The organism is Micromonospora sp. WMMD1120 (genome assembly GCF_029626235.1).
In the GTDB taxonomy this organism is placed as follows: Bacteria; Actinomycetota; Actinomycetes; order Mycobacteriales; family Micromonosporaceae; genus Micromonospora.
In genome coordinates, this window is sequence record NZ_JARUBO010000005.1 from 2,879,303 (window position 1) to 2,902,222 (window position 22,920).

Annotated in this window: 23 protein-coding genes; 18 read left to right on the forward strand and 5 right to left on the reverse strand. The window is 70.8% G+C overall.

The window, feature by feature from the left end:
* The first annotated feature begins 116 nt into the window (after positions 1-116).
* The 5 genes from O7634_RS13645 to O7634_RS13665 all read left to right on the forward strand — a co-directional run bounded on the left by O7634_RS13645 (position 117) and on the right by O7634_RS13665 (position 4,734).
* On the forward strand, positions 117-806 hold the full coding sequence (locus O7634_RS13645; RefSeq protein WP_278150497.1) for a 50S ribosomal protein L25/general stress protein Ctc: 690 nt from the start codon (positions 117-119) through the stop codon (positions 804-806).
* A 94-nt stretch (positions 807-900) separates the two neighbouring features.
* Complete coding sequence (gene pth, locus O7634_RS13650) at positions 901-1,491, forward strand: aminoacyl-tRNA hydrolase (RefSeq protein WP_278150498.1); 591 nt, start codon at positions 901-903, stop codon at positions 1,489-1,491.
* 131 nt (positions 1,492-1,622) lie between these two features.
* Entirely contained in the window at positions 1,623-2,453 is an 831-nt protein-coding gene (locus tag O7634_RS13655) for a 3'(2'),5'-bisphosphate nucleotidase CysQ (protein ID WP_278150499.1), read from the forward strand.
* A 74-nt stretch (positions 2,454-2,527) separates the two neighbouring features.
* The gene (cysD, locus tag O7634_RS13660) at positions 2,528-3,439 is read left to right on the forward strand and encodes a sulfate adenylyltransferase subunit CysD (RefSeq protein WP_278150500.1); all 912 of its coding nucleotides are present in this window, start codon (positions 2,528-2,530) and stop codon (positions 3,437-3,439) included.
* Complete coding sequence (locus O7634_RS13665) at positions 3,439-4,734, forward strand: GTP-binding protein (RefSeq protein ID WP_278150501.1); 1,296 nt, start codon at positions 3,439-3,441, stop codon at positions 4,732-4,734. The genes cysD and O7634_RS13665 overlap by 1 nt, the downstream gene beginning before the upstream one ends.
* A gap of 119 nt (positions 4,735-4,853) precedes the next feature.
* Here O7634_RS13665 and O7634_RS13670 read toward each other — a convergent pair whose 3' ends face one another.
* The 3 genes from O7634_RS13670 to galE all read right to left on the reverse strand — a co-directional run bounded on the left by O7634_RS13670 (position 4,854) and on the right by galE (position 8,629).
* Positions 4,854-6,260: an IS4 family transposase gene (locus tag O7634_RS13670; RefSeq protein WP_278150502.1), complete on the reverse strand. Its 1,407-nt coding sequence runs from the start codon at positions 6,258-6,260 to the stop codon at positions 4,854-4,856.
* 163 nt (positions 6,261-6,423) lie between these two features.
* Positions 6,424-7,587 carry a galactokinase gene (galK, locus tag O7634_RS13675; protein ID WP_278150503.1) on the reverse strand — a complete coding sequence of 388 codons (1,164 nt, stop codon included), beginning with the start codon at positions 7,585-7,587 and terminating at the stop codon, positions 6,424-6,426.
* A 55-nt stretch (positions 7,588-7,642) separates the two neighbouring features.
* Positions 7,643-8,629 carry a UDP-glucose 4-epimerase GalE gene (gene galE / locus O7634_RS13680; protein ID WP_278150504.1) on the reverse strand — a complete coding sequence of 329 codons (987 nt, stop codon included), beginning with the start codon at positions 8,627-8,629 and terminating at the stop codon, positions 7,643-7,645.
* A gap of 193 nt (positions 8,630-8,822) precedes the next feature.
* On the opposite strand from galE, the gene O7634_RS13685 reads away from it, so the two are divergent.
* The 6 genes from O7634_RS13685 (at position 8,823) to O7634_RS13710 (ending at position 13,460) form a co-directional block, all read left to right on the forward strand.
* Positions 8,823-9,920 (forward strand): hemolysin family protein, encoded by a 1,098-nt coding sequence (locus tag O7634_RS13685; protein ID WP_278150505.1) that lies wholly within the window; start codon positions 8,823-8,825, stop codon positions 9,918-9,920.
* A gap of 33 nt (positions 9,921-9,953) precedes the next feature.
* The gene (trpS, locus tag O7634_RS13690) at positions 9,954-10,979 is read left to right on the forward strand and encodes a tryptophan--tRNA ligase (RefSeq protein ID WP_278150506.1); all 1,026 of its coding nucleotides are present in this window, start codon (positions 9,954-9,956) and stop codon (positions 10,977-10,979) included.
* A 12-nt stretch (positions 10,980-10,991) separates the two neighbouring features.
* Positions 10,992-11,561, forward strand: a complete 570-nt coding sequence (locus tag O7634_RS13695) for a 2'-5' RNA ligase family protein (RefSeq protein WP_278150507.1) — start codon at positions 10,992-10,994, stop codon at positions 11,559-11,561.
* A 78-nt stretch (positions 11,562-11,639) separates the two neighbouring features.
* Entirely contained in the window at positions 11,640-12,566 is a 927-nt protein-coding gene (locus O7634_RS13700) for a YhjD/YihY/BrkB family envelope integrity protein (RefSeq protein WP_278150509.1), read from the forward strand.
* A gap of 16 nt (positions 12,567-12,582) precedes the next feature.
* The gene (locus O7634_RS13705; protein WP_278150510.1) at positions 12,583-12,951 is read left to right on the forward strand and encodes a GntR family transcriptional regulator; all 369 of its coding nucleotides are present in this window, start codon (positions 12,583-12,585) and stop codon (positions 12,949-12,951) included.
* Between the two features lie 71 nt (positions 12,952-13,022).
* Positions 13,023-13,460 (forward strand): hypothetical protein, encoded by a 438-nt coding sequence (locus O7634_RS13710; protein ID WP_203147939.1) that lies wholly within the window; start codon positions 13,023-13,025, stop codon positions 13,458-13,460.
* 12 nt (positions 13,461-13,472) lie between these two features.
* Here the strand turns inward: O7634_RS13710 and O7634_RS13715 are convergent, their stop codons facing one another.
* Positions 13,473-13,841: a VOC family protein gene (locus tag O7634_RS13715; protein WP_278150511.1), complete on the reverse strand. Its 369-nt coding sequence runs from the start codon at positions 13,839-13,841 to the stop codon at positions 13,473-13,475.
* A gap of 250 nt (positions 13,842-14,091) precedes the next feature.
* Positions 14,092-15,138, reverse strand: a complete 1,047-nt coding sequence (locus O7634_RS13720) for a LacI family DNA-binding transcriptional regulator (protein ID WP_278150512.1) — start codon at positions 15,136-15,138, stop codon at positions 14,092-14,094.
* A 276-nt stretch (positions 15,139-15,414) separates the two neighbouring features.
* Here O7634_RS13720 and O7634_RS13725 point away from each other — a divergent pair, with 276 nt between their 5' ends.
* The 7 genes from O7634_RS13725 (at position 15,415) to O7634_RS13755 (ending at position 22,918) form a co-directional block, all read left to right on the forward strand.
* A complete protein-coding gene (locus O7634_RS13725) occupies positions 15,415-16,140 on the forward strand; it encodes a glycosyltransferase family 2 protein (protein WP_278150513.1) in 726 nt (241 codons plus the stop codon).
* The gene (locus O7634_RS13730; protein WP_278150514.1) at positions 16,137-16,550 is read left to right on the forward strand and encodes a hypothetical protein; all 414 of its coding nucleotides are present in this window, start codon (positions 16,137-16,139) and stop codon (positions 16,548-16,550) included. Before O7634_RS13725 ends, O7634_RS13730 begins: the two co-directional genes overlap by 4 nt.
* Positions 16,551-16,554: 4 nt before the next feature.
* Positions 16,555-17,934: a hypothetical protein gene (locus O7634_RS13735; RefSeq protein ID WP_278150515.1), complete on the forward strand. Its 1,380-nt coding sequence runs from the start codon at positions 16,555-16,557 to the stop codon at positions 17,932-17,934.
* A gap of 60 nt (positions 17,935-17,994) precedes the next feature.
* Positions 17,995-18,336: a hypothetical protein gene (locus O7634_RS13740; RefSeq protein WP_278150516.1), complete on the forward strand. Its 342-nt coding sequence runs from the start codon at positions 17,995-17,997 to the stop codon at positions 18,334-18,336.
* A 277-nt stretch (positions 18,337-18,613) separates the two neighbouring features.
* Entirely contained in the window at positions 18,614-19,681 is a 1,068-nt protein-coding gene (locus O7634_RS13745) for a BMP family ABC transporter substrate-binding protein (RefSeq protein WP_278153961.1), read from the forward strand.
* Between the two features lie 250 nt (positions 19,682-19,931).
* Positions 19,932-21,533: an ABC transporter ATP-binding protein gene (locus tag O7634_RS13750; RefSeq protein WP_347404314.1), complete on the forward strand. Its 1,602-nt coding sequence runs from the start codon at positions 19,932-19,934 to the stop codon at positions 21,531-21,533.
* The gene (locus O7634_RS13755; protein ID WP_278150517.1) at positions 21,530-22,918 is read left to right on the forward strand and encodes an ABC transporter permease; all 1,389 of its coding nucleotides are present in this window, start codon (positions 21,530-21,532) and stop codon (positions 22,916-22,918) included. Before O7634_RS13750 ends, O7634_RS13755 begins: the two co-directional genes overlap by 4 nt.
* Positions 22,919-22,920 lie beyond the last annotated feature (2 nt).

Sequence of the window (22,920 nt, forward strand, 5' to 3'; positions counted from 1 at the left end):
CGTCATCGACGCGGTGCTCCGGGCAGTCGTTCATGACGCATGAGCCCCAGCGAGCCCCTCGCCCCAGCACCGCCAGACGACAAGCCGCCGCAGCGAAAAGCATCAGGAGTTTCCCCGTGTCCGAGGTAAAGATCAGCGCCGAGCCCCGCACCGAGTTCGGCAAGGGTGGTGCCCGCCGTACCCGCCGGGCCGGCAAGGTGCCCGCCGTGCTGTACGGCCACGGCGAGAAGCCCAAGCACATCGCGCTGCCGTCGCGGGAGTTCGCCGCGGCGATCCGCAAGGGCGGTGCCAACCAGCTCTTCGCGATCGACATCACCGACGGCACCCAGGTGCTGGCGCTGCCGAAGGCGATCCAGCGTGACCCGATCCGGGACACCTTCGAGCACGTCGACCTGCTCCTGGTCCGGCGGGGCGAGAAGGTCACCGTCGAGGTTCCGGTCCAGCTGACCGGTGAGGCCGCGCGGGACACCCTGATCGTGCACGACCACGACACCCTCTCGGTGACCGCCGACGCCACCAAGGTTCCGGACCACCTCGAGGCCTCCATCGAGGGCCTGGAGGCGGGCAGCCAGGTCACCGCCGGCGACGTCGACCTGCCGTCCGGCGTGGAGCTTGCCGCCGACGCGGAGCTGACCGTCGCGTCGGTGACCGCCGCCCCCACCGCCGAGCAGCTCGAGGCGACGCTGCCCGAGGTCGAGACGGCCACCGAGGAGGCCGAGGCCGAGGCCGGCGAGACCACCGAGGGCTCCGAGGGCGCGGACGCCCCCGAGGGCGAGGAGACGACCGAGGCGCGCGCCGAGGCCTGATCGGTTCGTACAGTGCGACAGGCGTCCCCGGGTGCTCGGGGGCGCCTGTCGGCGTATCGGCAGGCGGTGGGATGAGCGTCGGGAGGGACGGGTCGTGACTGACGAGTCGGGGCCGTGGCTGGTGGCAGGTCTGGGCAACCCCGGTCGGGAGTACGCCGGCAACCGGCACAACGTCGGGTTCATGGTGGCCGAGCTGCTGGCCGGCCGTACGGGCGCGCGGTTCGGGCGGCACCGGCGCGCGGTGGCCGAGGTCGCCGAGACGCGCCTGGGGTTCGGCGGGCCGAAGCTGGTGCTGGCGAAGCCGCTGACCTACATGAACCTCTCCGGTGGGCCGGTGTCCGCGCTGGCGGCGTTCTACAAGGTGCCGACGGCGCAGATCATCGCGGTGCACGACGAGCTGGACATCGAGTTCGGCCAGGTGCGGATCAAGTTCGGCGGCGGCGAGGGCGGGCACAACGGCCTGCGCTCGATGTCCAAGTCGTTGGGCACGAAGGACTACGCCCGGGTGCGCTTCGGTGTCGGCCGACCGCCGGGTCGGCAGGACCCGGCGGATTACGTACTGTCGGATTTCGGCGCGGCCGAGCGCAAGGAGCTGGATTTCCTTGTCGATCGGGCCGCGGACGTGGTGGAGTCGGTGATCCTCAAGGGCGTGGAGCCGACGCAGAACCTCTACCACGGGGGCTGAGCCGGGCGGGGCGTACCGGGTCGGACACAGTCGGCCGGTAGTCTGCGCCTTTCGGCGTGCCGCGACCGGCGACGCGAGTCGCGGCGGATCGGCCCGTGCGGGCAGCGCGGGGAGGCGACGGGAGCGGGCAGATGAGCAGTCCTCCGATGATCGACGGCGCGTTCGCCAGATGGCTGGCGTCCCGGGCCGGGCAGGCGTTGCTCGACCTGCGCACCGAGATGGGTTTCGCGGACACCGGCGCGCTCAAGTCGGCCGGTGACAAGGTGTCGCACGACCTGATCCGCACGGAGCTGGCGAAGTGGCGTCCGGGTGACGCGGTGCTCTCCGAGGAGGACGAGGGGTCGCGGCTGGCCTGGGCCGCCGAGGTCAACACCGGAGCGGTGTCGCGGTTGATTGCCGATCGCGTGTGGATCATCGACCCGCTGGACGGCACCCGCGAGTTCTCCGAGGAGGGCCGCTCGGACTGGGCGGTGCACGTGGCCCTGTGGGCGCGTAACGCGCCGAGCCCGCACGGGCTGGTGGCCGGGGCGGTGGGGCTGCCGGCCCAGCACCGGGTGCTGGCCACCGACTATCCACCGGCGTACCCACCGATGACCGTCGAGGCGGCCATTGCCGGCGAGCGGAAGATCCGCCTGGCGGCGAGCCGGAGCCGGCCGCCGGTCTTCCTGACCGACCTGGCCGAGGACGTCGGGGCGCACCTGGTGCCGATGGGCTCGGCGGGCGCGAAGATCGCCGCGGTGGTGACCGGTGAGGTGGACGCGTACATCCACGCCGGTGGGCAGTACGAGTGGGATTCGGCGGCACCGATCGCTGTGGCGACGGCCACCGGACTGCACGCTTCCCGGATCGACGGTTCTGCGCTGAAATACAACGAGGCGGATCCACGCCTGCCGGACCTGTTGGTCTGCCGCAAGGATCTCGCCAGCCGGTTGCTTGCAGCGCTGCAGAGGCATTCCGGGTAGCCTGAGCAGACTTCTTGACAAGTCCGACCGGAAAGGTCTGGAAATCGGATGAGCGAGCGAATCGAGCCGGTGTCATGACCACTCCCGCGGCATACCAGGTCTCCCACCTGGACGCGCTGGAGGCGGAGAGCATCTTCGTGATGCGCGAGGTGGTCGCCGAGATGGAACGCCCGGTGCTGCTCTTCTCCGGTGGCAAGGACTCGATCGTCATGCTCCGGCTGGCGCAGAAGGCGTTCGCCCCGGCCAACATCCCCTTCCCGGTCATGCACGTCGACACCGGGCACAACTTCCCCGAGGTCCTGGAATACCGCGACCAACGGGTCGCCGAGCTCGGACTGCAACTCGTGGTGGCGAGCGTCCCGGAGGCCCTGGCCAGCGGCCTGGTCCGGGAGTCCGCCGACGGCATGCGCAACCGGATCCAGACGCCGGTGCTGCTGGACGCGGTCGAGAAGCACCGCTTCGACGCGCTGTTCGGCGGTGCCCGCCGGGACGAGGAGAAGGCCCGCGCCAAGGAGCGGGTGTTCAGCTTCCGTGACGAGTTCGGCCAGTGGGACCCGAAGAACCAGCGGCCGGAGCTGTGGTCGCTGTACAACGGCCGGCACCACGCGGGCGAGTCGATCAGGGTCTTTCCGCTGTCCAACTGGACCGAGCTGGACGTCTGGCACTACATCGCCCGGGAGCGCATCCCGCTGCCCTCGATCTACTACGCGCACGAGCGTGAGGTGATCGAGCGGGACGGCATGTTCTACGCCGTCAACGAGTTCTTCCGGCCCCGCGCGGGTGAGGAGCGGTTCAAGGCCCAGGTGCGCTACCGCACCGTCGGCGACGCCTCCTGCACCGCGGCGGTCCGCTCCGAGGCGGACACCGTGGAGAAGGTCATCGAGGAGGTGGCGGCCACCCGGATCACCGAGCGCGGCGCCACCCGCGGCGACGACCGGGTCAGCGAGGCCGCCATGGAGGACCGCAAGCGGGAGGGCTACTTCTGATGACCACCGAGACCGTGGCGCCGACCGCCGAGACGCGGGCGATGGACCTGCTCCGCTTCGCCACCGCCGGCAGCGTGGACGACGGCAAGTCCACACTGATCGGTCGCCTGCTCTACGACACCAAGTCGCTCTTCACCGACCAGTTGGCCGCCGTGGAGGCGGTCAGCGCGGCCCGTGGCGACGAATACACCAACCTGGCGTTGCTCACCGACGGCCTGCGGGCCGAGCGCGAGCAGGGCATCACCATCGACGTGGCGTACCGCTACTTCGCCACCCCGCGGCGCAAGTTCATCATCGCCGACACCCCAGGACACATCCAGTACACCCGCAACATGGTCACCGGGGCCTCGACGGCCGATCTGGCGTTGATCCTGGTGGACGCGCGCAAGGGTCTGGTCGAGCAGTCCCGCCGGCACGCGTTCCTGTGCTCGCTGCTGCGGGTGCCGCACCTCGTCCTCTGTGTCAACAAGATGGACCTGGTCGACTGGTCGCAGGAGGTCTACGAGCGCATCGCCGACGAGTTCACCGCGTTCGCCGCGAAGCTCGACGTCCCGGACCTGACCGTGGTGCCGATCTCCGCGCTGCGCGGCGACAACATCGTCAGCCGCTCGGACAACATGCAGTGGTACGAGGGACCGTCCCTGCTGCACCACCTGGAGCGGGTGCACATCGCGAGTGACCGCAACCTGGTCGACGTCCGGTTCCCGGTGCAGTACGTGATCCGTCCGCAGTCCACCACCGTCACCGACTACCGTGGTTACGCCGGTCAGGTCGCCTCCGGCGTGCTCAAGCCGGGCGACGAGGTGATGGTGCTGCCGTCCGGCTTCACCAGCCGGATCGCCGCCGTGGAGACCGCCGACGGGCCGGTCGCCGAGGCGTTCCCGCCGATGTCGGTGACGGTACGACTGGCCGACGAGATCGACATCTCGCGGGGTGACCTGATCTGCCGGCCGAACAACGCGCCAGCGGTCGCCCAGGACATCGAGGCGATGGTCTGCTGGATGGACGAGACGGCCCCGCTGCGGGTCGGCGGCAAGTACGCCATCAAGCACACCACCCGCTCGGCACGCGCCATCGTCCGCGGGTTGCACTACCGACTGGACATCAACTCGCTGCACCGCGACGAGTCGGCCGCCGAGCTGCGGCTCAACGAGATCGGCCGGGTGCGCCTGCGGACGACGGTGCCGCTGCTCGCCGACGAGTACCGCCGCAACCGCACCACCGGAGGCTTCGTCATCATCGACGAGACCACCAACCGCACGGTAGGCGCCGCCATGATCGTCGAAGCGGGCTGACCGGTCCGCTGCCACGTCACGATCGCGCTCGGCTGCCACGTCACGATCGCGCTCGATCCAGGATGTAGTGGCCTCGTCCAACGGGCGAGGCCACTACATCAATGACAACGCCGTTGCGTTTAGCGCTGTGAGCGGGAGGCAAGTCCTTTCTCGAAGACTGTGATGTCGGCGTGGAAGCTGTAGGTCTGTGCGGTTGGGGGGTGTTGTCGCGTGTTCGGGCCGTACTTGCTGGTCGGGTTCTTGCGGGTGCGGGCTTTGACGCGGGGGCGGCGCTGTGTGGGTAGGAGGTTGGCCAGCGCGGCCTGGCCTATCGCGCCGAGGAGATCGGCGGGGCCGTCGGGGTGGATCGCGCTGGCGGTGGTGATCGTGTTGACGGCGGTGTCGATGAGGATGGTGAAGCTGAGCCGGTCCATGTCCAGGCCCGGTTGGGTTGACGCGGCGTCTGCGGCGGCGCGGATGAGGGCTTGGTAGGTGGTGAGGAGGGCATATACCTCTTGCTCGATGCCGGGGATGCTGTGAGAGCGCAGGACGCGGCCGTTGAGCATGGTGGCTTTGATCGAGTAGTAGGTGGTCTCGGCCTGCCAGCGTTCGTGGTAGAGGTTGATGAGTTCTCGGGCGGGGTAGCGGGCGTGATCGGTCAGGCTGGTGATCAGGCGCCACTGCTCGCGGCGCACCGTGCCGTCGGCCAGGGTGATGGTGACCTGCGCTTCGATGACTCGTATCAGGATGAGGGCGGGTAGGGTGCCGTAGCCGATGCGGGTCAGGTAGGAGCCATCGGGCAGGCGTTGCGCGATGGTCGGGCGGCGGCAGGCGGTGGAGCGGACGAGGAACTGCGCGCCGGTGGCGGCCACGTCGTGCAGGAATCGCGCGGCGTCGAAGCCGGCGTCGGCCAGCAGCAGCATCGCGCGGTCCAGTGCGCCTACCAGGCGGTGGGCATAGGGCAGTTCGCCTCCTGCATCGGGGCCGAAGTCCGCGGCGAGCAGGGCGCGGGTCCCGCACTCGATCACCACGAGCAGTCGCAGCAGCGGGTAGCCGAACTCCCGCCGGTCTCCTACCCGTTTGCGGTAGCGCCAGGTGACCTGTTCCCGGTCGGGCACGTGCAGGTGAGTGCCGTCGATGGCTACGGTGCGCAGGCCCCGGTAGAACACGCCGGGCTGGCTGGGCAGGCCGACGACACCAGCCAACGTCTCGAACAGCCGCCGTAGCGGCGCCGCTCCGATCCGGCGGCGGGCGCGGGCAAGTGAGGAGACGCTCGGGCGCGTCAGGCGCAGGTCCGTCAGGGCGGCGGTCAGCTTCCCCCAGGTCGCCAGATAGGAACAGCGCTCGAACAGAGCGAGCGCGAGGACGAAATACACCACGACCCGAGACGGCAGCAGCCGCAGCCGCTTCTCCCGTGTCCCGGTCTCCTCCAACACCGCGTCTACCAGGTCAAAATCGATGATCTGCGTCAACTCACCCAGATGACCGGGCGCGTACACACCCCCGGCCACCCCGAACGACCGGCTGATGACAGACTTCTCCTGCAACGGGACTCCTGACAACGATCACCTTGCTCGACACAAGCTGATCTATCAGAAGTCCCGTTCGCGTCTTCAAAGCCTTGACTCAAGCCCCGATCGCCAAACGCAACGGCGTTGACATCAATGAACAAGCACGATCTTGCTCGCCTCGGCGAGGGAGCGGGGGTGGTCAGGAGAGGCGGGTGGCGCCGGGTGAGGGGAGGACCGTCACGGTGGTGGGGGCGGTGAAGCCGCGCTCGGCGTACGCCGTCGTCACCGCCGCGGCCACCTCGTCGGCGCGGTCGACCTCGACCAGGGCGAGGACGCATCCGCCGAAGCCGCCGCCGGTCATCCGCGCGCCCAGCGCCCCGGCCGCCAACGCCGCCTCGACGGCGGTGTCCACCTCCGGCACGGTGATCTCGAAGTCGTCGCGCATCGAGACGTGTGAGGCGGTGAGCAGCGGCCCGATCTCGTCGACCCGTGCGGCGCGGAGCAGCGCCACGGTGTCCAGCACCCGCTGGTCCTCGGTCACCACGTGCCGGACCCGTCGCCGGGTCTCCTCGTCGTCGAGCCGGGCCAGCGCGGCGTCGAGCTGGTCGACACCGACGTCGCGCAGCGCGGCCACGCCGAGAGCACTGGCCCCGGCCTCGCAGGAGCGGCGGCGGGCAGCGTACTCCCCGTCGGCGTGCCGATGCGGCGCCCGGCTGTCGATGACCAGCACCGCCAGCCCGGGGGCCTCGAGATCGAACGGGATGTGCTCGACCGACTCGTCCCGACAGTCCAGGAAGAGCGCGTGCCCGGCGCGGCAGCGGATCGACGCGGACTGGTCCATGATGCCGGTCGGCGCCCCGACGTAGACGTTCTCCGCCCGCTGCGCCAGCCGGGGTTGAGCTGTCGCGGGCAGCTCCAGCCCACCGAGGTCGAGCAGGGCGGCCAGCACCGCCGACTCCAGCGCCGCCGAGGAGGAGAGCCCGGAGCCCAGCGGCACGTCGGACGTGATCGCCAGCCGGGCCCCCGGCACCCGGTGACCCGCCTCGCGTAGCGCCCAGACCACACCCGCGACGTACGCACCCCAACCGCTGACCCGACCCGGCTCGGCGACCTCCTCCGCGCCGAAATTGATCGTCTCGCCGGACAGCTCGGACCAGACCGTCCACCGCTCGCCGTCCTGGCGGTCGGCGGCGACGATGGTACGCATCGGCAGCGCGAAGGGCAGGACGAAACCCTCGTTGTAGTCGGTGTGCTCGCCGATCAGGTTGACCCGGCCGGGAGCCGCCCAGCGTCCGGCGGCCTGACCGCCGAACTGCGCGGTGAAACCGGCAACGGCCCGCTCGGCGACGTCACCGGCGCTCACTGGATCTCCTTCGTTCGCGACTGCGGGGCTCGCAAGATCGGCTCACTCCTCGCGCTCACTGGGCCGTCCCCATGATGTGCGTGCGGTAGAACGCCCAGGCGTCACCGACCATGTCGTGCAGTGTCGGCTTCTGCGGCACCCAACCCAGCTCGTCGCGGGCCAGCGCGGAGGACGCGACCAGCTCGGCCGGGTCGCCCTCGCGGCGCGGCGCGATCTCGACGGGCAGCTCGTGCCCGGTGACAGCGCGGACCACGTCGACGACCTGCCGGTTGGTGAACCCGTTGCCGTTGCCCAGGTTGTAGATCCGGTGCTGGCCGCTGGTGGCCGCGTCGAGCGCCAGCAGATGCGCCCGGGCCAGGTCGGCGACGTGGATGTAGTCGCGCACGCAGGTGCCGTCCACAGTGGGGTAGTCGTCGCCGAACAGTTGCAGCTTCTCCCGCCGGCCGGCGGCGACCTCCAACGCGATGGGGATGAGGTGTGTCTCCGGGTCGTGCCGCTCGCCGAGCGTGACGTCCCCGTCCAGGTGGGCGCCCGCCACGTTGAAGTAGCGCAACGACACGGCGGCGAGCCCGTGCGCGACCGCCTCGGAGGTGAGCGCCATGTCGACGGCGAGCTTGGTGGCGCCGTACGTGTTGGTGGGGGCCTTGACCGCGTTCTCGGTGATGGGCAGCTCGGTCGGGTTGCCGTAGACGGCAGCGGTGGAGGAGAAGACCATCCGGGGCACCCCGGCCGCGCGGACCGCGTCGATCAGGGCGAGCGTGCCGACGGTGTTCGTCTGCCAGTACAGCTCGGGTTTGACCATCGACTCGCCGGCGGCGATCAGGGCCGCGAAGTGCAGCACCCCGTCGAAGCCGGCGTCCCTGGTGAGGACGCGGGCGGCGTCGTGGATGGACGCTTCGACGTGCGTCGCGTCCGGGGCGAGGGCCGCGCGGTGCCCGGTGCGCAGGTCGTCCAGGACGACCACCTGGTGGCCCGCGTCGAGCAGCATCCGGGTCACCACGCTCCCGATGAAGCCGGCGCCCCCGGTGACGAGCAGTTTCACGTCGTTGCCTCCTGCCTGGCCCGCCCGGGACGTGGCCCTCAATGATCACACTAGGACGGTGGCCGGCACCTCTGCGGACAGCACCGACAACCCCATTCCATCATAATCTTTCACAACTAAACAGAGACGAACATTGCTCGGGCCCGCACGGGATTTCCCGTGCGACGGGCAAACGGTGTCTACCATCTCTGTCATGCGGGAAGCGGCCCGTACCGGGCTCCGGCGACGCGCGCGGGTGCGACCCCGCCGCGACCCCGGCCCGCTCGCCCGAGCCGTCGCCCGCGTGCTGGTCCGCGCCGCCGACGGCGCCAGCCGTCTCGTCACCGACCTGCTCGGCGCCGGCCCGGCGGCGGGCCGGGAGCGCATCTCCGAGGCGGACCTGCGGGACCTGGTCGCGGCGAACACGGTGCTCGACCCGGACGAACGCCGGATCATCGACGAGGTCCTGGTGGCCGGCGCCAGTCTGATCCGCGAGGTGATGATGCCCCGAACCGAGGTGGTCTTCCTGCCGGCACGACTGACCATCGCCGAAGCCGCCCGACTGGTCCGCGCCGAGACGCACACCCGGTACCCGGTCACCGACGGCACCCACGACGACGTGATCGGCTTCGTGCACCTCCGGGACGTGCTGCTGCGCCCCGACGCCGACCGGTGCGGCACCGTCGGTGAGTTGGCCCGCGAGGTGAAGCGGCTGCCGGGCAGCAAGCGTGTGCTGGCGGCGCTGACCGAGATGCGTCGCGAGGGCCAACATCTGGCGGTGGTGGTCGACGAGTACGGCGGCACCGCCGGGATCGTCACCCTGGAGGACCTCATCGAGGAGTTGATCGGAGAGATCCACGACGAGTACGACGCCGCCCCGGACCCGGTGCGCGCCGGCCTCCCGGCCGTGGTGGACGGGCGTCTCAACCTCGCCGACTTCGCCGAACGAACCGGTGTGGCGCTGCCGGCCGGGCCGTACGAGACGGTGGGTGGCTTCGTCATGGCGGCGCTGGGCCGGCTGCCGGTGGCCGGGGACGAGGTGCCGGTTGCCACGGGGCCCGCCGACGACGGCGCGCCGGGTCCGGCCGATCCACCGGGCGGCGCTCTGCTGCGGGTGCTCGCCGTGGACGGCCGTCGGGTCGCCCGGCTGGCGGTCTCGGCCGTGCGGATGCCGGAGCCCCGCCGGGAGGCGATGGCCGGGCAGGGGAGTGGGCTTCTGGTCGCCCCGACGCGCCGCGCCGACAGGAGCGAGCCACGCGAGGTCAATGGCCCGGCGTCGGCGGGCCGACGCCGACCCGCCGGCCCGTCATGACGTACCGCGGTGCTTGCTGACAGAATTATCGCCATGTCCGACGCTCCCGCCCGTCCCCGCGTCTTCTCCGGCATCCAGCCGACGGCCGACTCGTTCCACCTCGGCAACTATCTGGGCGCCGTGCGGCACTGGGTGGCGTTGCAGGACACGCACGACGCGTTCTACTGCGTGGTGGACCTGCACGCCATCACCGCGGGGCACGACCCGGCGGTGCTGCGCCAGCGGTCCCGGGTGGCCGCGGCCCAGCTCTACGCGGTCGGGCTCGACCCGGAACGCAGCACCCTGTTCGTCCAGTCGCAGGTGCCCGAGCACCCGCAGCTCGCCTGGGTGCTCGGCTGCATCACCGGCTTCGGCGAGGCCAGCCGGATGACCCAGTTCAAGGACAAGTCGCAGAAGCAGGGCAACGAGCGGGCCAGCGTCGGGCTGTTCACCTACCCGGTCCTGCAGGCCGCCGACATCCTGCTCTACCAGGCCAACGCGGTGCCGGTCGGCGAGGACCAGCGGCAGCACCTCGAGCTGTCCCGCGATCTGGCGCAGCGCTTCAACTCGCTGTTCGGCGCGACGTTCACGGTGCCCGCGCCGCACATCGTGAAGGACACTGCCAAGATCACCGACCTGCAGGACCCGACCGCCAAGATGTCGAAGTCGTCGTCCTCGCCGGCCGGCATCATCGACCTGCTGGACGATCCGGCCCGGTCGGCGAAGAAGATCCGGTCGGCGGTGACCGACACCGGCCGGGAGATCGTCTTCGACGCCGAGACCAAGCCGGGTGTGTCCAACCTGCTGACCATCTACTCGGCGCTGAGCGGGCGCGGCATCGACGACCTGGTGGCCGCGTACGCGGGCCGTGGCTACGGTGACCTGAAGAAGGACCTGGCCGAGGTGGTGGCCGACTTCGTCCGCCCGATCCAGGAGCGCACCCGCGGTTACCTCGACGATCCGGCGCAGCTCGACAAGCTTCTCGCCGCCGGCGCGGAGAAGGCGCGCGCGGTGGCATCGTCGACCCTGCGGTCGGCGTACGAGCGGGTGGGTTTCTTCTCGCCCGTCCGCGGCGAGTAGTTCCCGGTACCGGTGAACGGAGGGGCGGCGCGAAGCGTGGATCGCAGTGGCGGGGTGGCGCCGACCGGCGACACCATCCAGATCGGCATCGCCGTGGACATTCCCGAGCCGTGGGGCGCCCAACTCACCCGGCGACGAGTCGAGGCCGGCGACCCGCTCGCGGTGCCCGCGCACGTGACGTTGCTCGGCCCCACCGAGATCCAGACCGCCAGCCTGCCCGCCGTGGAGCAGCACCTGGCCGCCGTCGCCGCCGCGCACCTGCCGTTCACGCTGCACCTGCGGGGCACCGGCACGTTCCGTCCGGTCACCCAGGTGGTGTTCGTCGCGGTGGCGGCCGGGATCAGCGAGTGCGAGTTGCTGGCCGCCGCCATCGCCGCGTCGCCGGGCCTGCGCCGCGAGGCCCGCTTTCCGTACCATCCGCACGTCACTGTGGCGCAGGACGTGGCGCCGGAAGCCCTCGACAAGGTGTACGAGGATCTGGCCGACTTCTCCGCCATGTTCGAGGTCGACGCGTTCACCCTCTTCTCGCACAGCGGACAGGCGCGATGGCAGCCCCGTCGGGACTTCCGCCTCGGCGTCTGAACGCCGGCGACGCGCCGGCCGGCGAGCATCGGGAGCGGGTTGCCACCACGGCCGTGGAAGATCGGCGAGGATGATCGCGTGAACGTGATCGGGCAGATCGAGGCGGGCATCGACCGCTGGGTGACCGCCGCGCGCCACCGGTCGGGCCTCTTCGATCACGTCTGGCGGGCCGGCGCGCTCTACGCCGAGGTGCTGGCCGGGCGGCTGGCCGCCGCGATCGCCTACTACGGCTTCTTCGCGGTGTTCGCGCTGGCCCTGGTGGCGTACTCCATCTTCGGCGCGATCCTCGAGGACAACGACGAGGTGAGCGCGGCGGCCGCCGACTTTCTCAAGGAGAACCTGCCGTTCCTGGACGCACAGCAGATCGCCAACTCCAGCAACACGGTGGGCGTGGTCGGCCTGGTCATCCTGGTGTTCACCGGCATCGGCTGGGTGGAGGCCATCCGGTCCTCGCAGCGGTTGATGTACCAGCTCAACCAGCAGCCGGGCAACCTGGTGGTCCGACGGCTCGTCGACCTGGGCGTGATGATCGGCGTCTTCGTGCTGCTGGGTGTCTCGGTCGCGGCGGTGGACGCCCTGGAGTCGCTGCTGCGTTTCCTGCTGCGTAGCACCGGTTCGGTCGGCCTCACCACGATCAGCGCGGTGCTCAGCGTGCTGGTCAACATGGTGCTCGCCACCGCGTTGCTGCTCGCCGTGCCCCGGCTGCGGATGAGTCGGTCCCGACTGCGGCCGGTCGTGCTGCTGGTGGCGGTCGGGATCACGCTGCTGAACACCGTCGGGCGGTACTACGTGGTGCGTACCGAGCGGAACCCCGCGTACACGGTGGTGGCCGGCGCCGTCGGTCTGCTGCTCTACCTCTATCTGCTCAACCAGCTGGTGCTGTTCGGCGCGGCGCTGCTCGCGACCAGCACCAACGGTCGGGTGGTGGACCTGGCGGAGGCAACGGCCCCGCCGGAGGACGCCGACGACGAGACCGGACCGGGCACGCCGGGTGGTGGCGTGTGAGCGAGGAGGTGGGCAGATGCTGATCTCGGTCAATCCGGACTCTCCGGTGCCCCCGTACGAGCAGGTGCGGGGGCAGCTCGCCGAGCTGATCGGGGACGGCCGGCTGCCGGTCGGCACCCGACTGCCCACCGTGCGGCAACTCGCCGCCGACCTCGACCTGGCCGCGAACACGGTGGCCCGCGCCTACCGGGAGCTGGAGACGGCCGGGCTGCTGGAGACGCGGGGACGCAACGGCACCTTCGTCGCCCCGGGCCGGGACGACGCCGTCGACCGGTTGCAGCGGGCGGCGGCCGGCTACGCGACCGAGGCGGCCCGGCTCGGCGTACCCCCGGCGACCGCGCTCGCCCTCGTCCGAGCGGCCCTGGACGCGATCCGCCCCGGCTGATCGGACCGCCGATCGAGCGGTAACTGAGCAGAACGCCGCCGACGCTCGCGTTCGCGGCCCATGATGAGCCGGTGGGCGCACTCATGACACTGGACCTGCCGGCGGACTCGCCGCTGCTCGGCCTGCCGTGGATCATCACCTTCGGCCCGCTCGGTGATCTCGACGAGTGGGAGCCGGTGGTCTGCGGGCCGTACGAGCGGCCGCACGCGTTGGCGCTGGCCGAGGCGGTGGTGGCCGACGAGCAGCTGATGGCCGTGGTCGAGCCGTTGCTGCCGGCGCTGTCGGCCGACGAGATCCGTGACGAGATCGCCGCCGCGCAGGTCGCCGCCGAGGACGAGGCCCGTCAGGTGGAGGGGGCCGACCTGTACGGGGACTTCGAGGACGTGATCGACGAGGAGTTGGACGCGGCGGCCGACGAGGCGGGCCACGGTGAGCCGGCCGAGCCGCCGGACGAGGCGGAGGTACGCGCCGGCTTCACCCGGATCGCCGCGCTGCTGACCGCGAAGTGAGCCGTCGGGCCGTCAGCGCCGGGGCGCGGTGTCCAGTACGCAGAACTCGTTGCCCTCGGGATCGGCGAGCACTGTGAACCCCTCGGTTCCGGTCTGGCCGACGTCGACGTGCCGCGCGCCCAGGCCGACGAGTCGCCGTACCTCGGCCCGCGGGTCGCCGTCGGCGACCAGGTCGAGGTGCAGGCGGTTCTTGCCCTCCTTCGGGGTGCCCGAGCCCTGCAACCAGATGGTGGGCGCCGCCTCGGTGGGTCGCCCCGGTGGCCACAGCTTGGCGCTGCCGTCGTCGCCCTGCTCGACCTCGCAGCCGAGCGCCGCGGACCAGAACGCGACCATGAGATCCAGGTCCGCGACGTCGATGGTGCACTGCGCCACCCGTGCCACAGTGGGACACCTCCGGGATCGTCGATACCGGTGCGGTACCCCGGGTGGCGGCGGGTTACACGCCGGAACGGACACCGGCGCCACGCGGAGCGCTTTCCGCGTGACGCCGGTGACACCTCACCCCCCCACCACAAGGGGCCGAAGCCCAGTCGCCCGCCGGCGCGCGGCACGACGAACGACCAGGTCGAGGAGTTGTTACCCGCTCAGCGCCGTTCAAACCGGACCGTCGCCGCACTGATCGGCAGCCCGTTCAGGCGGACCTCGCGTAGGTGAGCCGTGCCGCGCTCGGGGCGACGGCGGTCGAACCGCGCACCACCAGCTCGGGGCGGAACAGATATTCCGAGTGCGGGGCGCCGTGCCCGTTGATCTCGTCGACCAGCGCCCGGACGGCGGCGACCGCCATCGCGGTGACCGGCTGCCGCATGGTGGTCAGCGGCGGGTCGGTGAAGGCCATCAACGGCGAGTCGTCGTACCCGACCACGGAGAGGTCGTCGGGCACGCCGAGGCCACGTTGGCGGGCCGCCCGGATCGCGCCGAGCGCCATCAGGTCGGAGCCGCAGACCACACCTGTGACACCGCGGTCCAGCAGCCGGCCGGTCGCCGCCTCGCCACCCTCCACTCCGAACAGTGACAGCTCGGCCAGGGAATCCAGGTCGGCCTCGGCGACGCCGGCGAGGCGGGTCATCGCGGAGCGCCAGGCGGCCACCTTGCGTCGCACCGGGACGAACCGGTCCGGGCCGGTGACCAGGCCGATCCGCCGGTGCCCGAGCGCGACCAGGTGGGCGACGGCGAGTTCGGCCGCCTCCCGGTCGTCGCAGGAGACGAAGGGCGCGCCGATGTCGGGCACGTACCCATTGATCATGACGACCGGCATCGGTCGGGCGAGCAGCGCCCGGTAGCGGTCGTGGTTCGCGGCGGTGTCGGCGTGCAGGCCGGAGACGAACACGATCCCGGAGACCTGCCGGTCCAGCAGCATCTCGACGTACTCGTCCTCGGTCACACCGCCGGCGGTCTGCGTGCAGAGCACGGGAGTGAACCCGCTCTGCGCCAGTGTGGACTCGATGACCTGGGCGAAGGCGGGAAAGATCGGATTGTCCAGCTCCGGCACCACCAGGCCGACCAGTCCGGCGCTGCGCTTGCGGAGTCGGGCCGGACGCTCGTACCCCAGCACATCGAGAGCGGTGAGGACGGCCTGCCGGGTCTCCGCCGCCACGCCGGGCCGGTCGTTGAGCACGCGCGACACGGTGGCCTCGCTGACGTCGGCCTGTTGAGCGATGTCGGACAGTCGAGCGCGCATGGCGGCACTGTAGCTCACCGGCAAGTTCTTGCGGGACGCTCGACAAGCGCTTCCGATCGCTGCAAATCCTTGCCGACCTCGCCCGTCGGCCCCTCCCACGGCCCGGGTCGGGAGGGCCGTGGGCGGTCGATGCCCGACCGTTGGCGGTAGGGTGCTGCGGCGTCGCTTCGCACGAACGGCGAGAGTGGGCCAGCGAACTCGCGGCGAGCCTGCTTCACTAGCCGCTGGCGAACCGCCGCCCTTCATCCGCCGTCCGGTCCGCTCCGGGAGACTCTCGTGCAACTGTCGATCTTGATGCCGGTCTACAACGAAGAGGAACGCGTCGCGGAGGCCGTGAAGCAGGCCCTCGAGGTGGATTACCCGTGCGAGATCGAAATCGTGGTGGTCGACGACGGAAGCACGGACGGCACCGCGCGAGTCCTCGACGGTGTGGACGACGCGCGACTGCGGGTCGTCACGCACCCGCGCAACGCGGGCAAGGGCGCGGCGATCAGGACGGCGGTGGCCAGCGCCCGCGGCGAGTACATGGTCATCCTGGACGCCGACCTGGAGTACGACCCGCAGGACATCCCGAAACTGTTGGCGCCGGTGCTGGACGGCAGCGCGACGGTCGTCTACGGCAACCGCACCTTCGGCAGCCACAGCGCCTACAGCTTCTGGTACGTGGTGGGCAACCGGGGCGTCACCACCGCGGCGAACATGCTGTTCAACTCCTACATCGGTGATCTGGAGACGTGTTTCAAGCTGATGCCGGTGGAGCTGTACCGCTCCCTGGACATCCGGTCCCGTGGCTTCGGGATGGAGGCCGAGGTGACGGCGAAGCTGCTGCGGCGGCAGATCCGCCCGTACGACGTGCCGATCACCTACCGGGCGCGGGGCCGTGACGAGGGCAAGAAGATCACCTGGCGGGACGGCGTGCAGGCGTTGTGGATCCTGGGCCGGGAGCGGGCCCGGCGTCGCCCCGCCGTCATCCCCGCCGCCACCTCCCTCAGCAAGCGATGACGACCGCGAAGCGGCCGAACCCGGCGGCGGTGATCCGCGTCGTGGTGGCGCTCGTCGGAGTGGGCTCTCTGTTGTTGACCGCTCAGGGCGCGGTGCAGGCCACCGAACGTGGCGTCGCCGTCCTGAACGACCGGGAGCACGCCCTCGGCTCGCTGCGGCGCCACGTGGACTACGAGACGCTGTGGCGCCAGTTCGTCACCCAGGTGCCGCCGGGTAGCCGGGTCAGCGTCACGCCGGCCCCGTTCGACACGGAACTCTGGCACCAGCGGTTGACCGAGTTCGCCGTGCTGCACGGCTGTGTCGTGGTGGTGCGGGGGGCGGAGCACGACTACGCGGTGGGCCTCGAGCGGGTCCAGCGGACACGGCCGGCCGACCCCAGTGTGCGGTTGGTCGTCCGGAGGGTCGGTTGAGGTGATGGATCCCACCCCGCTTCTCGCGGTCCTCGCGGTTCTCGCCGCCGGTTTCCCGCTGGCCTTCGCGATCGTGCGCGCCCCCTTCCTCGCGCTGGTCCTCGCCCCGCTGACGGCGGCCCTCTCCGGCACGGTCGCGGTGGTCCTGATGCTCGTCGTCGGCGGCCCGTTGTCGCTCTGGACCGCTGTGGTGCTGGTCGCCGGCGCGGGCTGGGCCGGTTGGCTGGTACGCCGCCCCGGCCACCGGGCGCCGTACGGAGGGCTGTCGCACGCGCTGCTGATCGTGCTTCCGCTGCTGCCGCCGTTCCTGCTGATCGCCCAGCCTCCCTCCCAGTGGGACGCGCATTCCATCTGGTGGCTGCACGCCGGCTACTTCGCCCACGACGGCGAGTACGCCCGCGCGGCGATCGCCAGCCCCGCCCTGGTCTTCTCGCACACCGACTATCCGCCGCTCGCCTCGGCGCCGGTCGCCGCCGTGTGGAGCGTCGTCGAGCCGGACTTCCGGACCGCCCAGTTCGTCGCCGCGCTGGTCACCTTCTCCGCGATAGCGACGCTCGTGTACCTCGTCCGGCGGACGCTGGCCGCAGCCCCGGCGCTGGTGGCCTGGGCGCTCGCCATCGCTGTGGGACTGGCGTGCTGGGCCACCGCCTCCTACGGGGTGGCGGGCGGTCTCGTCGACGCGCTCTGGTCCGCGACCTTCGCCGGGGCGGTGGTGGCGTTGCTGCTCGGTGCCGATCCGCTGCGCCGGCCCCTGCTGCCGCTGTTGCTGCTGACCGTCGCGGCGCTGACCAAGAACGAGGGGCTGGTGGCCGCGGTGGGCGTCGCCGCGTTGGTCACCGTACGGGCCCGGGCCGACCTGCGGCGAGCCGCGCTGGCCTGGGTGCCGGTGCTGGCCGGGGGCGCCTGGGCGGCGCTGGTCCGCCTTGTCGGTGCCCGATCGGACATCACCTCCGGCGAGGGAGGGCGGCCGCCGCTGGTGGAGGTGTCGGCGCTGGAGCGGTTCCAGCTCACGATCGCCGCCCTGTGGGGCGTGGCCGGCCCGGTGCTGGCGGGTGCGGCCGTGGCGACGGTGCTCGGCGTCCTGTTCCTGCGCGAGCGGCGTCGGATGGCCGGGCTGGCATCCGACGGCTGGCTCTGGGCGGCCGGCGGATTCTACCTCGCCGTGCTGGTCTGGACCTACGTGTCCGGCCCGAACGACATCGAGTGGTGGCTGAGGACCTCGGTGGACCGGGTCGCCCTGCCGGTGGTGCTCCTCGCCGCGGTGAGCTGTGCGGGTTGGGTCGCCGTCGCCTGCGGCGCCGGCCGTGCGCCGACCCCGCACGGGCTCAGCGAGGAGCCACGCGAGCCGGTCACGTCCGGTGCCACGCCGATGACGACACGCTGAGGGAACCCGTCGGCGGCTCCCACTACTACAAACCGTCGTGCATAGGGAATCATGGCGGGCGTGGAAGCTCTCAGACTCGTACTCCTCTACGTCCACCTGATCGGGTTCGCGCTCCTTCTCGGCGGCTCGATCGCCCAATACGTCACCGGCCGGCTGCGCATCAACGCCGCCATGCTGTGGGGCTCGGTGATCCAGTTGCTGACCGGGCTCGGCCTGGCGGCGCCGCTGCGTGACGGCGACGAGCCGGCCCCGGCGAAACTTGTGACGAAGTTGGTTATCGCCGTGCTGATCTTCGTCATGGTCTTCTTCTCCCGGAAGAGGGAGGCGGTCAACCGGGGCCACTTCCTCGCGATCATCGGTCTGACCCTGGTCAACGCGGCGGTCGCGGTCTTTTGGCGGTAACGTCCGGGGCGGGGGCCGTCCCCGGGAAAACGGACGTCGCGGACGCCTGAGCACTCCGGTACCAGCACGAAGAGTGATGTGCCCCACGCAAGGGTTACACCCGGGTAACAGGCGCTCAACAGTCGTGCACGATTGTCGGCCGGTGGGTGGGCGCGGGCGTACGCTCCCGTCCGTAACGTGGGACAGCCGGCGGCACACCCGCAGGTCGGCTGATGGGCTGCCACCGCACTAGCGCGGTGTGCAATGGGAAGGAGACGTCTTGCGCTCGGTGCGTGGGATGCGGATCGCCTCGATCGTCGCGGTGGGTGGGCTCGCGCTCTCCGCCGCCGCCTGTGGCGAGGCCCCCGATGATGACAACAACGCCGGCGGTGGCGCCAAGAAGTTCAGCGCCTGCATGGTGACCGACGTCGGCGGCATCGACGACAAGTCGTTCAACACCTCGGCCTGGAAGGGTCTGCAGGAGGCCAAGGCCGCCAACGACAACATCGACATCAAGTACGTCGCGTCGAAGGCCGAGGCCGACTACGAGCCGAACCTGACGCAGTACGTCAACCAGAAGTGCAACTTCATCCTGGCGGTCGGTGGCCTGATGGCCAACGCCACCTCCAAGATCGCCAAGGCGAACCCGAACCAGCAGTTCGGCATCGTCGACGCCAACCCGGGTGACGCCAACGTCTACCCGATGCAGTTCGACACCGCGCAGGCCGCGTTCCAGGCCGGCTACCTGGCCGCGGGGATGAGCAAGAGCGGCAAGGTGGGCACCTACGGTGGCCTGCCGATCCCGCCGGTGACGATCTTCATGGACGGCTTCGTCGACGGCGTGGCGCACTACAACAAGACCAAGGGCAAGAACGTCCAGGCGCTGGGTTGGAACAAGGAGACCCAGAAGGGCTCCTTCACCAACGACTTCGCCAAGCAGGACGAGGGCAAGAAGGTCTCCGACGCGCTGGTCGCCCAGGGCGCGGACATCATCATGCCGGTGGCCGGCGGCTCCGGCCTCGGCACCACCGCCGCGGCCAAGGCGTCGGGCGGCAAGTACAACACCATCTGGGTGGACGTCGACGGCTGCGAGAGCACCCCGGACTGCTCGGCGATCATCACGACCGTGGTCAAGAACATCCCGGAGGCCGTCAAGGAGGCCGTGGTCAAGGCCGCCGGTGGCGAGAAGCTGCAGGCGACCCCGGGCTTCGTCGGCACCCTGGCCAACACCGGTGTCTCGATCGCCCCGTACCACGACTTCGACAGCAAGGTTCCGGCCGAGCTGAAGGCCGAGGTCGACAAGATCAAGGCGGACATCGCCGCCGGCACCATCACCGTCACCTCGAAGGCCCAGCCGACCAAGTGACGACCGACCGGCCGCTCCGGTGAGATCATCGGGGAGGTCGGCGGGGGACAGGTACCACCGATCGGCCGCTTCGGCCCCGCGGGTGACCGTGGGGGTCGGAGCGGCCGATCGCGCACCATGTCGGCCGGGCCGTTCCGGCCGGGTCGACGGCAGCTAGGCTGCACCATCGCTCGCACTCCAGGAGGTTGCGCTGAGACTCGAACTGCGCGGCATCACCAAGCGGTTCGGTGATCTGGTCGCCAACGACCACATCGACCTGACGGTGGAGCCTGGAGAGATTCACGCCCTGCTCGGCGAGAACGGCGCGGGCAAGTCGACACTGATGAACGTGCTCTACGGGCTCTACCAGCCCGACGAGGGCGAGATCCTGGTCGACGGCAAGCCGTTGAAGCTGCGCGGTCCGTCCGACGCCATCGCCGCCGGGATCGGCATGGTGCACCAGCACTTCATGCTGGTGCCGGTCTTCACCGTCGCCGAGAACATCATGCTCGGCGCCGAGCAGACCCGGGGCGGCATCGCCGGCTTCCTGGACCGGCGGCGTGCCCGGCGTGAGGTCACCGAGGTGTCCGAGCGCTACAACCTGCGGGTCGACCCGGACGCGGTGATCGAGGACCTGCCGGTCGGCATCCAGCAGCGGGTCGAGATCGTCAAGGCGCTCACCCGCGACGTCGACCTGCTCATCCTGGACGAGCCGACAGCGGTGCTCACCCCCCAGGAGACCGAGGAGTTGCTGGCGGTCATGCGGTCGCTCAAGGCGGCCGGCAAGTCGATCGTCTTCATCACCCACAAACTCGGCGAGGTCAAGGCCATCGCCGACCGGATCACGGTGATCCGGCGCGGGAAGACCGTCGGCACCGCCTCGCCGGAGGCCAGCCGGGACGAGCTGGCCGCGCTGATGGTCGGGCGCAACGTCCGGCTCACCGTCGACAAGGCGCCGGCCACGCCGGGTGAGCCGGTGCTGGAGGTGAGCGGGCTCGTCGTCGACGACGACCGGCAGATCCGCGCCGTCGACGGGGTCGACCTGACCGTACGGGCCGGCGAGGTGCTCGGCGTGGCGGGCGTGCAGGGCAACGGTCAGACCGAGCTGATCGAGGCGATCATGGGTCTGCGCCCGATGCTCGCCGGCACCGTCAGCCTGGCCGGCGACCGGATCGACGGCTGGAAGCCCAAGAGGGTGCTCCGCGCCGGGGTCGGCTACGTGCCGGAGGACCGCAGCGTTGACGGCCTGGTCAAGGAGTTCAGTGTCGCGGAGAACCTGGTGCTGGACATCTACGACCGGCCGCCGTTCGGCGCCGGGCTCGCGCTGAAGCCGGACGCCATCGCCGCGTCCGCGAAGGAGCGCATCGAGCAGTTCGACGTCCGTACCTCGTCGGCGGACGCCGCGGTGGGCACCCTCTCCGGCGGTAACCAGCAGAAGGTGATCGTGGCCCGGGAGCTGTCCCGGCCGCTGAAGCTGTTCATCGCCGCCCAGCCGACCCGCGGCGTCGACGTGGGGTCGATCGAGTTCATCCACAGCCAGATCGTCCACGAGCGGGACATCGGCACCGCCGTCATGGTGGTCAGCAGCGAGCTGGACGAGGTCATCGGGCTGGCCGACCGAATCGCGGTGATGTACCGGGGCCGGATCATCGGCATCGTCGGACCGGACACCCCGCGCGAGGAGATCGGCCTGCTGATGGCCGGTATCAGCCCGGACGCGGCCCACGACGCCGTCGCGGCCTCCGGGGCCGACGAGCCCGGCGCGGTAGCCGCGGCCCACGACACCGGCGCGGCATCCGCGGCCGACAAGCCCGGCGCGGCAGACGGGAGCCCGGCGAGCGACGCGGGCTCCGCGAGCGAGGACGAGGCATGACCAACCCCCCCAACCCGCCGCAGTCGTCCGGCTCGCCGGACAAGGAACCGGCGAGCGAGGCGCAGGCAGCGCAGGACGCGCTCGGCAACACCGAGCGCGCCGAGGTCGCCACCGGACCGGACGGCACCGCCGCGAAGCCGGAGCGGAGCCCGACCGGTGAGCCGAAGCCGAGCCTGGGCCGGCTGTTCCTGGACAACCTCTGGGCCGCCAACACGTTCACCGTGACGCTGTTGTCGTTGGTGCTGGCGATCGTGGTCGGCGCGGTGCTGATGATCATCTCTGATCCGGCGGTGCTCTCCACCTACTCGTACATCACCGCCCGTCCGTCGGACGCGATCAACTCGAGCTGGACGCTGGTCAGCGAGGCGTACGCGAACCTGTTCAAGGGCTCGATCTTCGACCCGGAGGCGTTCTCCGCCTGGGTGAACGGCGACGGCGGTTGGCAGGTCGTGCTCGCGCCGATCTCCGAGACCCTGACGTACGCGGCGCCGCTGGTCTTCACCGGTCTGTCGGTGGCGCTCGCGTTCCGGGGCGGCCTGTTCAACATCGGCGCCCAGGGGCAGGCCACCCTCGGCGTGATCCTGGCGGCGGTGGCCGGCTTCGCGCTGCCCCTGCCGCCCGGCCTGCACGTGCTGGTGGCGGTGCTGGCCGGCGCGCTGGGCGGGGCGATCTGGGGCTTTATCCCCGGCATCCTCAAGGCCCGGGCCGGCGCGCACGAGGTGATCAACACGATCATGCTCAACTACATCGCCACGTACTTCCTCACCTGGCTGATCGTGCAGAACGGCGTGCAGGACCCGACCCGGACCGACGCGATCAGCAAGGCGGTGGACAGCTCCGCGCAACTGCCCCGCCTGCTCGGCGACAACCTCCGGGTGCACGCCGGCATCCTGCTCGCGGTGCTGGCCACCTGGGCGGTCGCCTGGTTGCTGAACCGCTCCACGCTCGGCTTCGAGCTGCGCGCGGTCGGGGCGAACCCGGACGCCGCCCGCACCGCCGGCATCAGCGTCACCAAGACGTACGTCCTGATCATGGTCTTCGCCGGCATCCTGGCGGGCCTCGGTGGCTCGAACATGGTGCTCGGCTCCACCGCCAGCGCGTTGACCCCGCTGGTCGTCGCGCAGATCGGCTTCGACGGCATCCTGGTGGCGCTGCTCGGGCGGGTGAAGCCCTGGGGGGTGCTGCTCGCCGCGCTGCTGTTCGGGGCGCTCCAGGCCGGTGGCAACCGGATGCAGTCGTACTCGGGGATCTCGCTGGAGCTGGTGACGGTGCTCCAGGCGTTGATCGTCATCTTCATCGCCGCGCCGGCCCTGGTAAAGGCGATCTTCCAGCTCCGGGCGGCCCGCGCCGCCCGGCTGCAGACGAGCCTGGCGAAGGGCTGGTAACT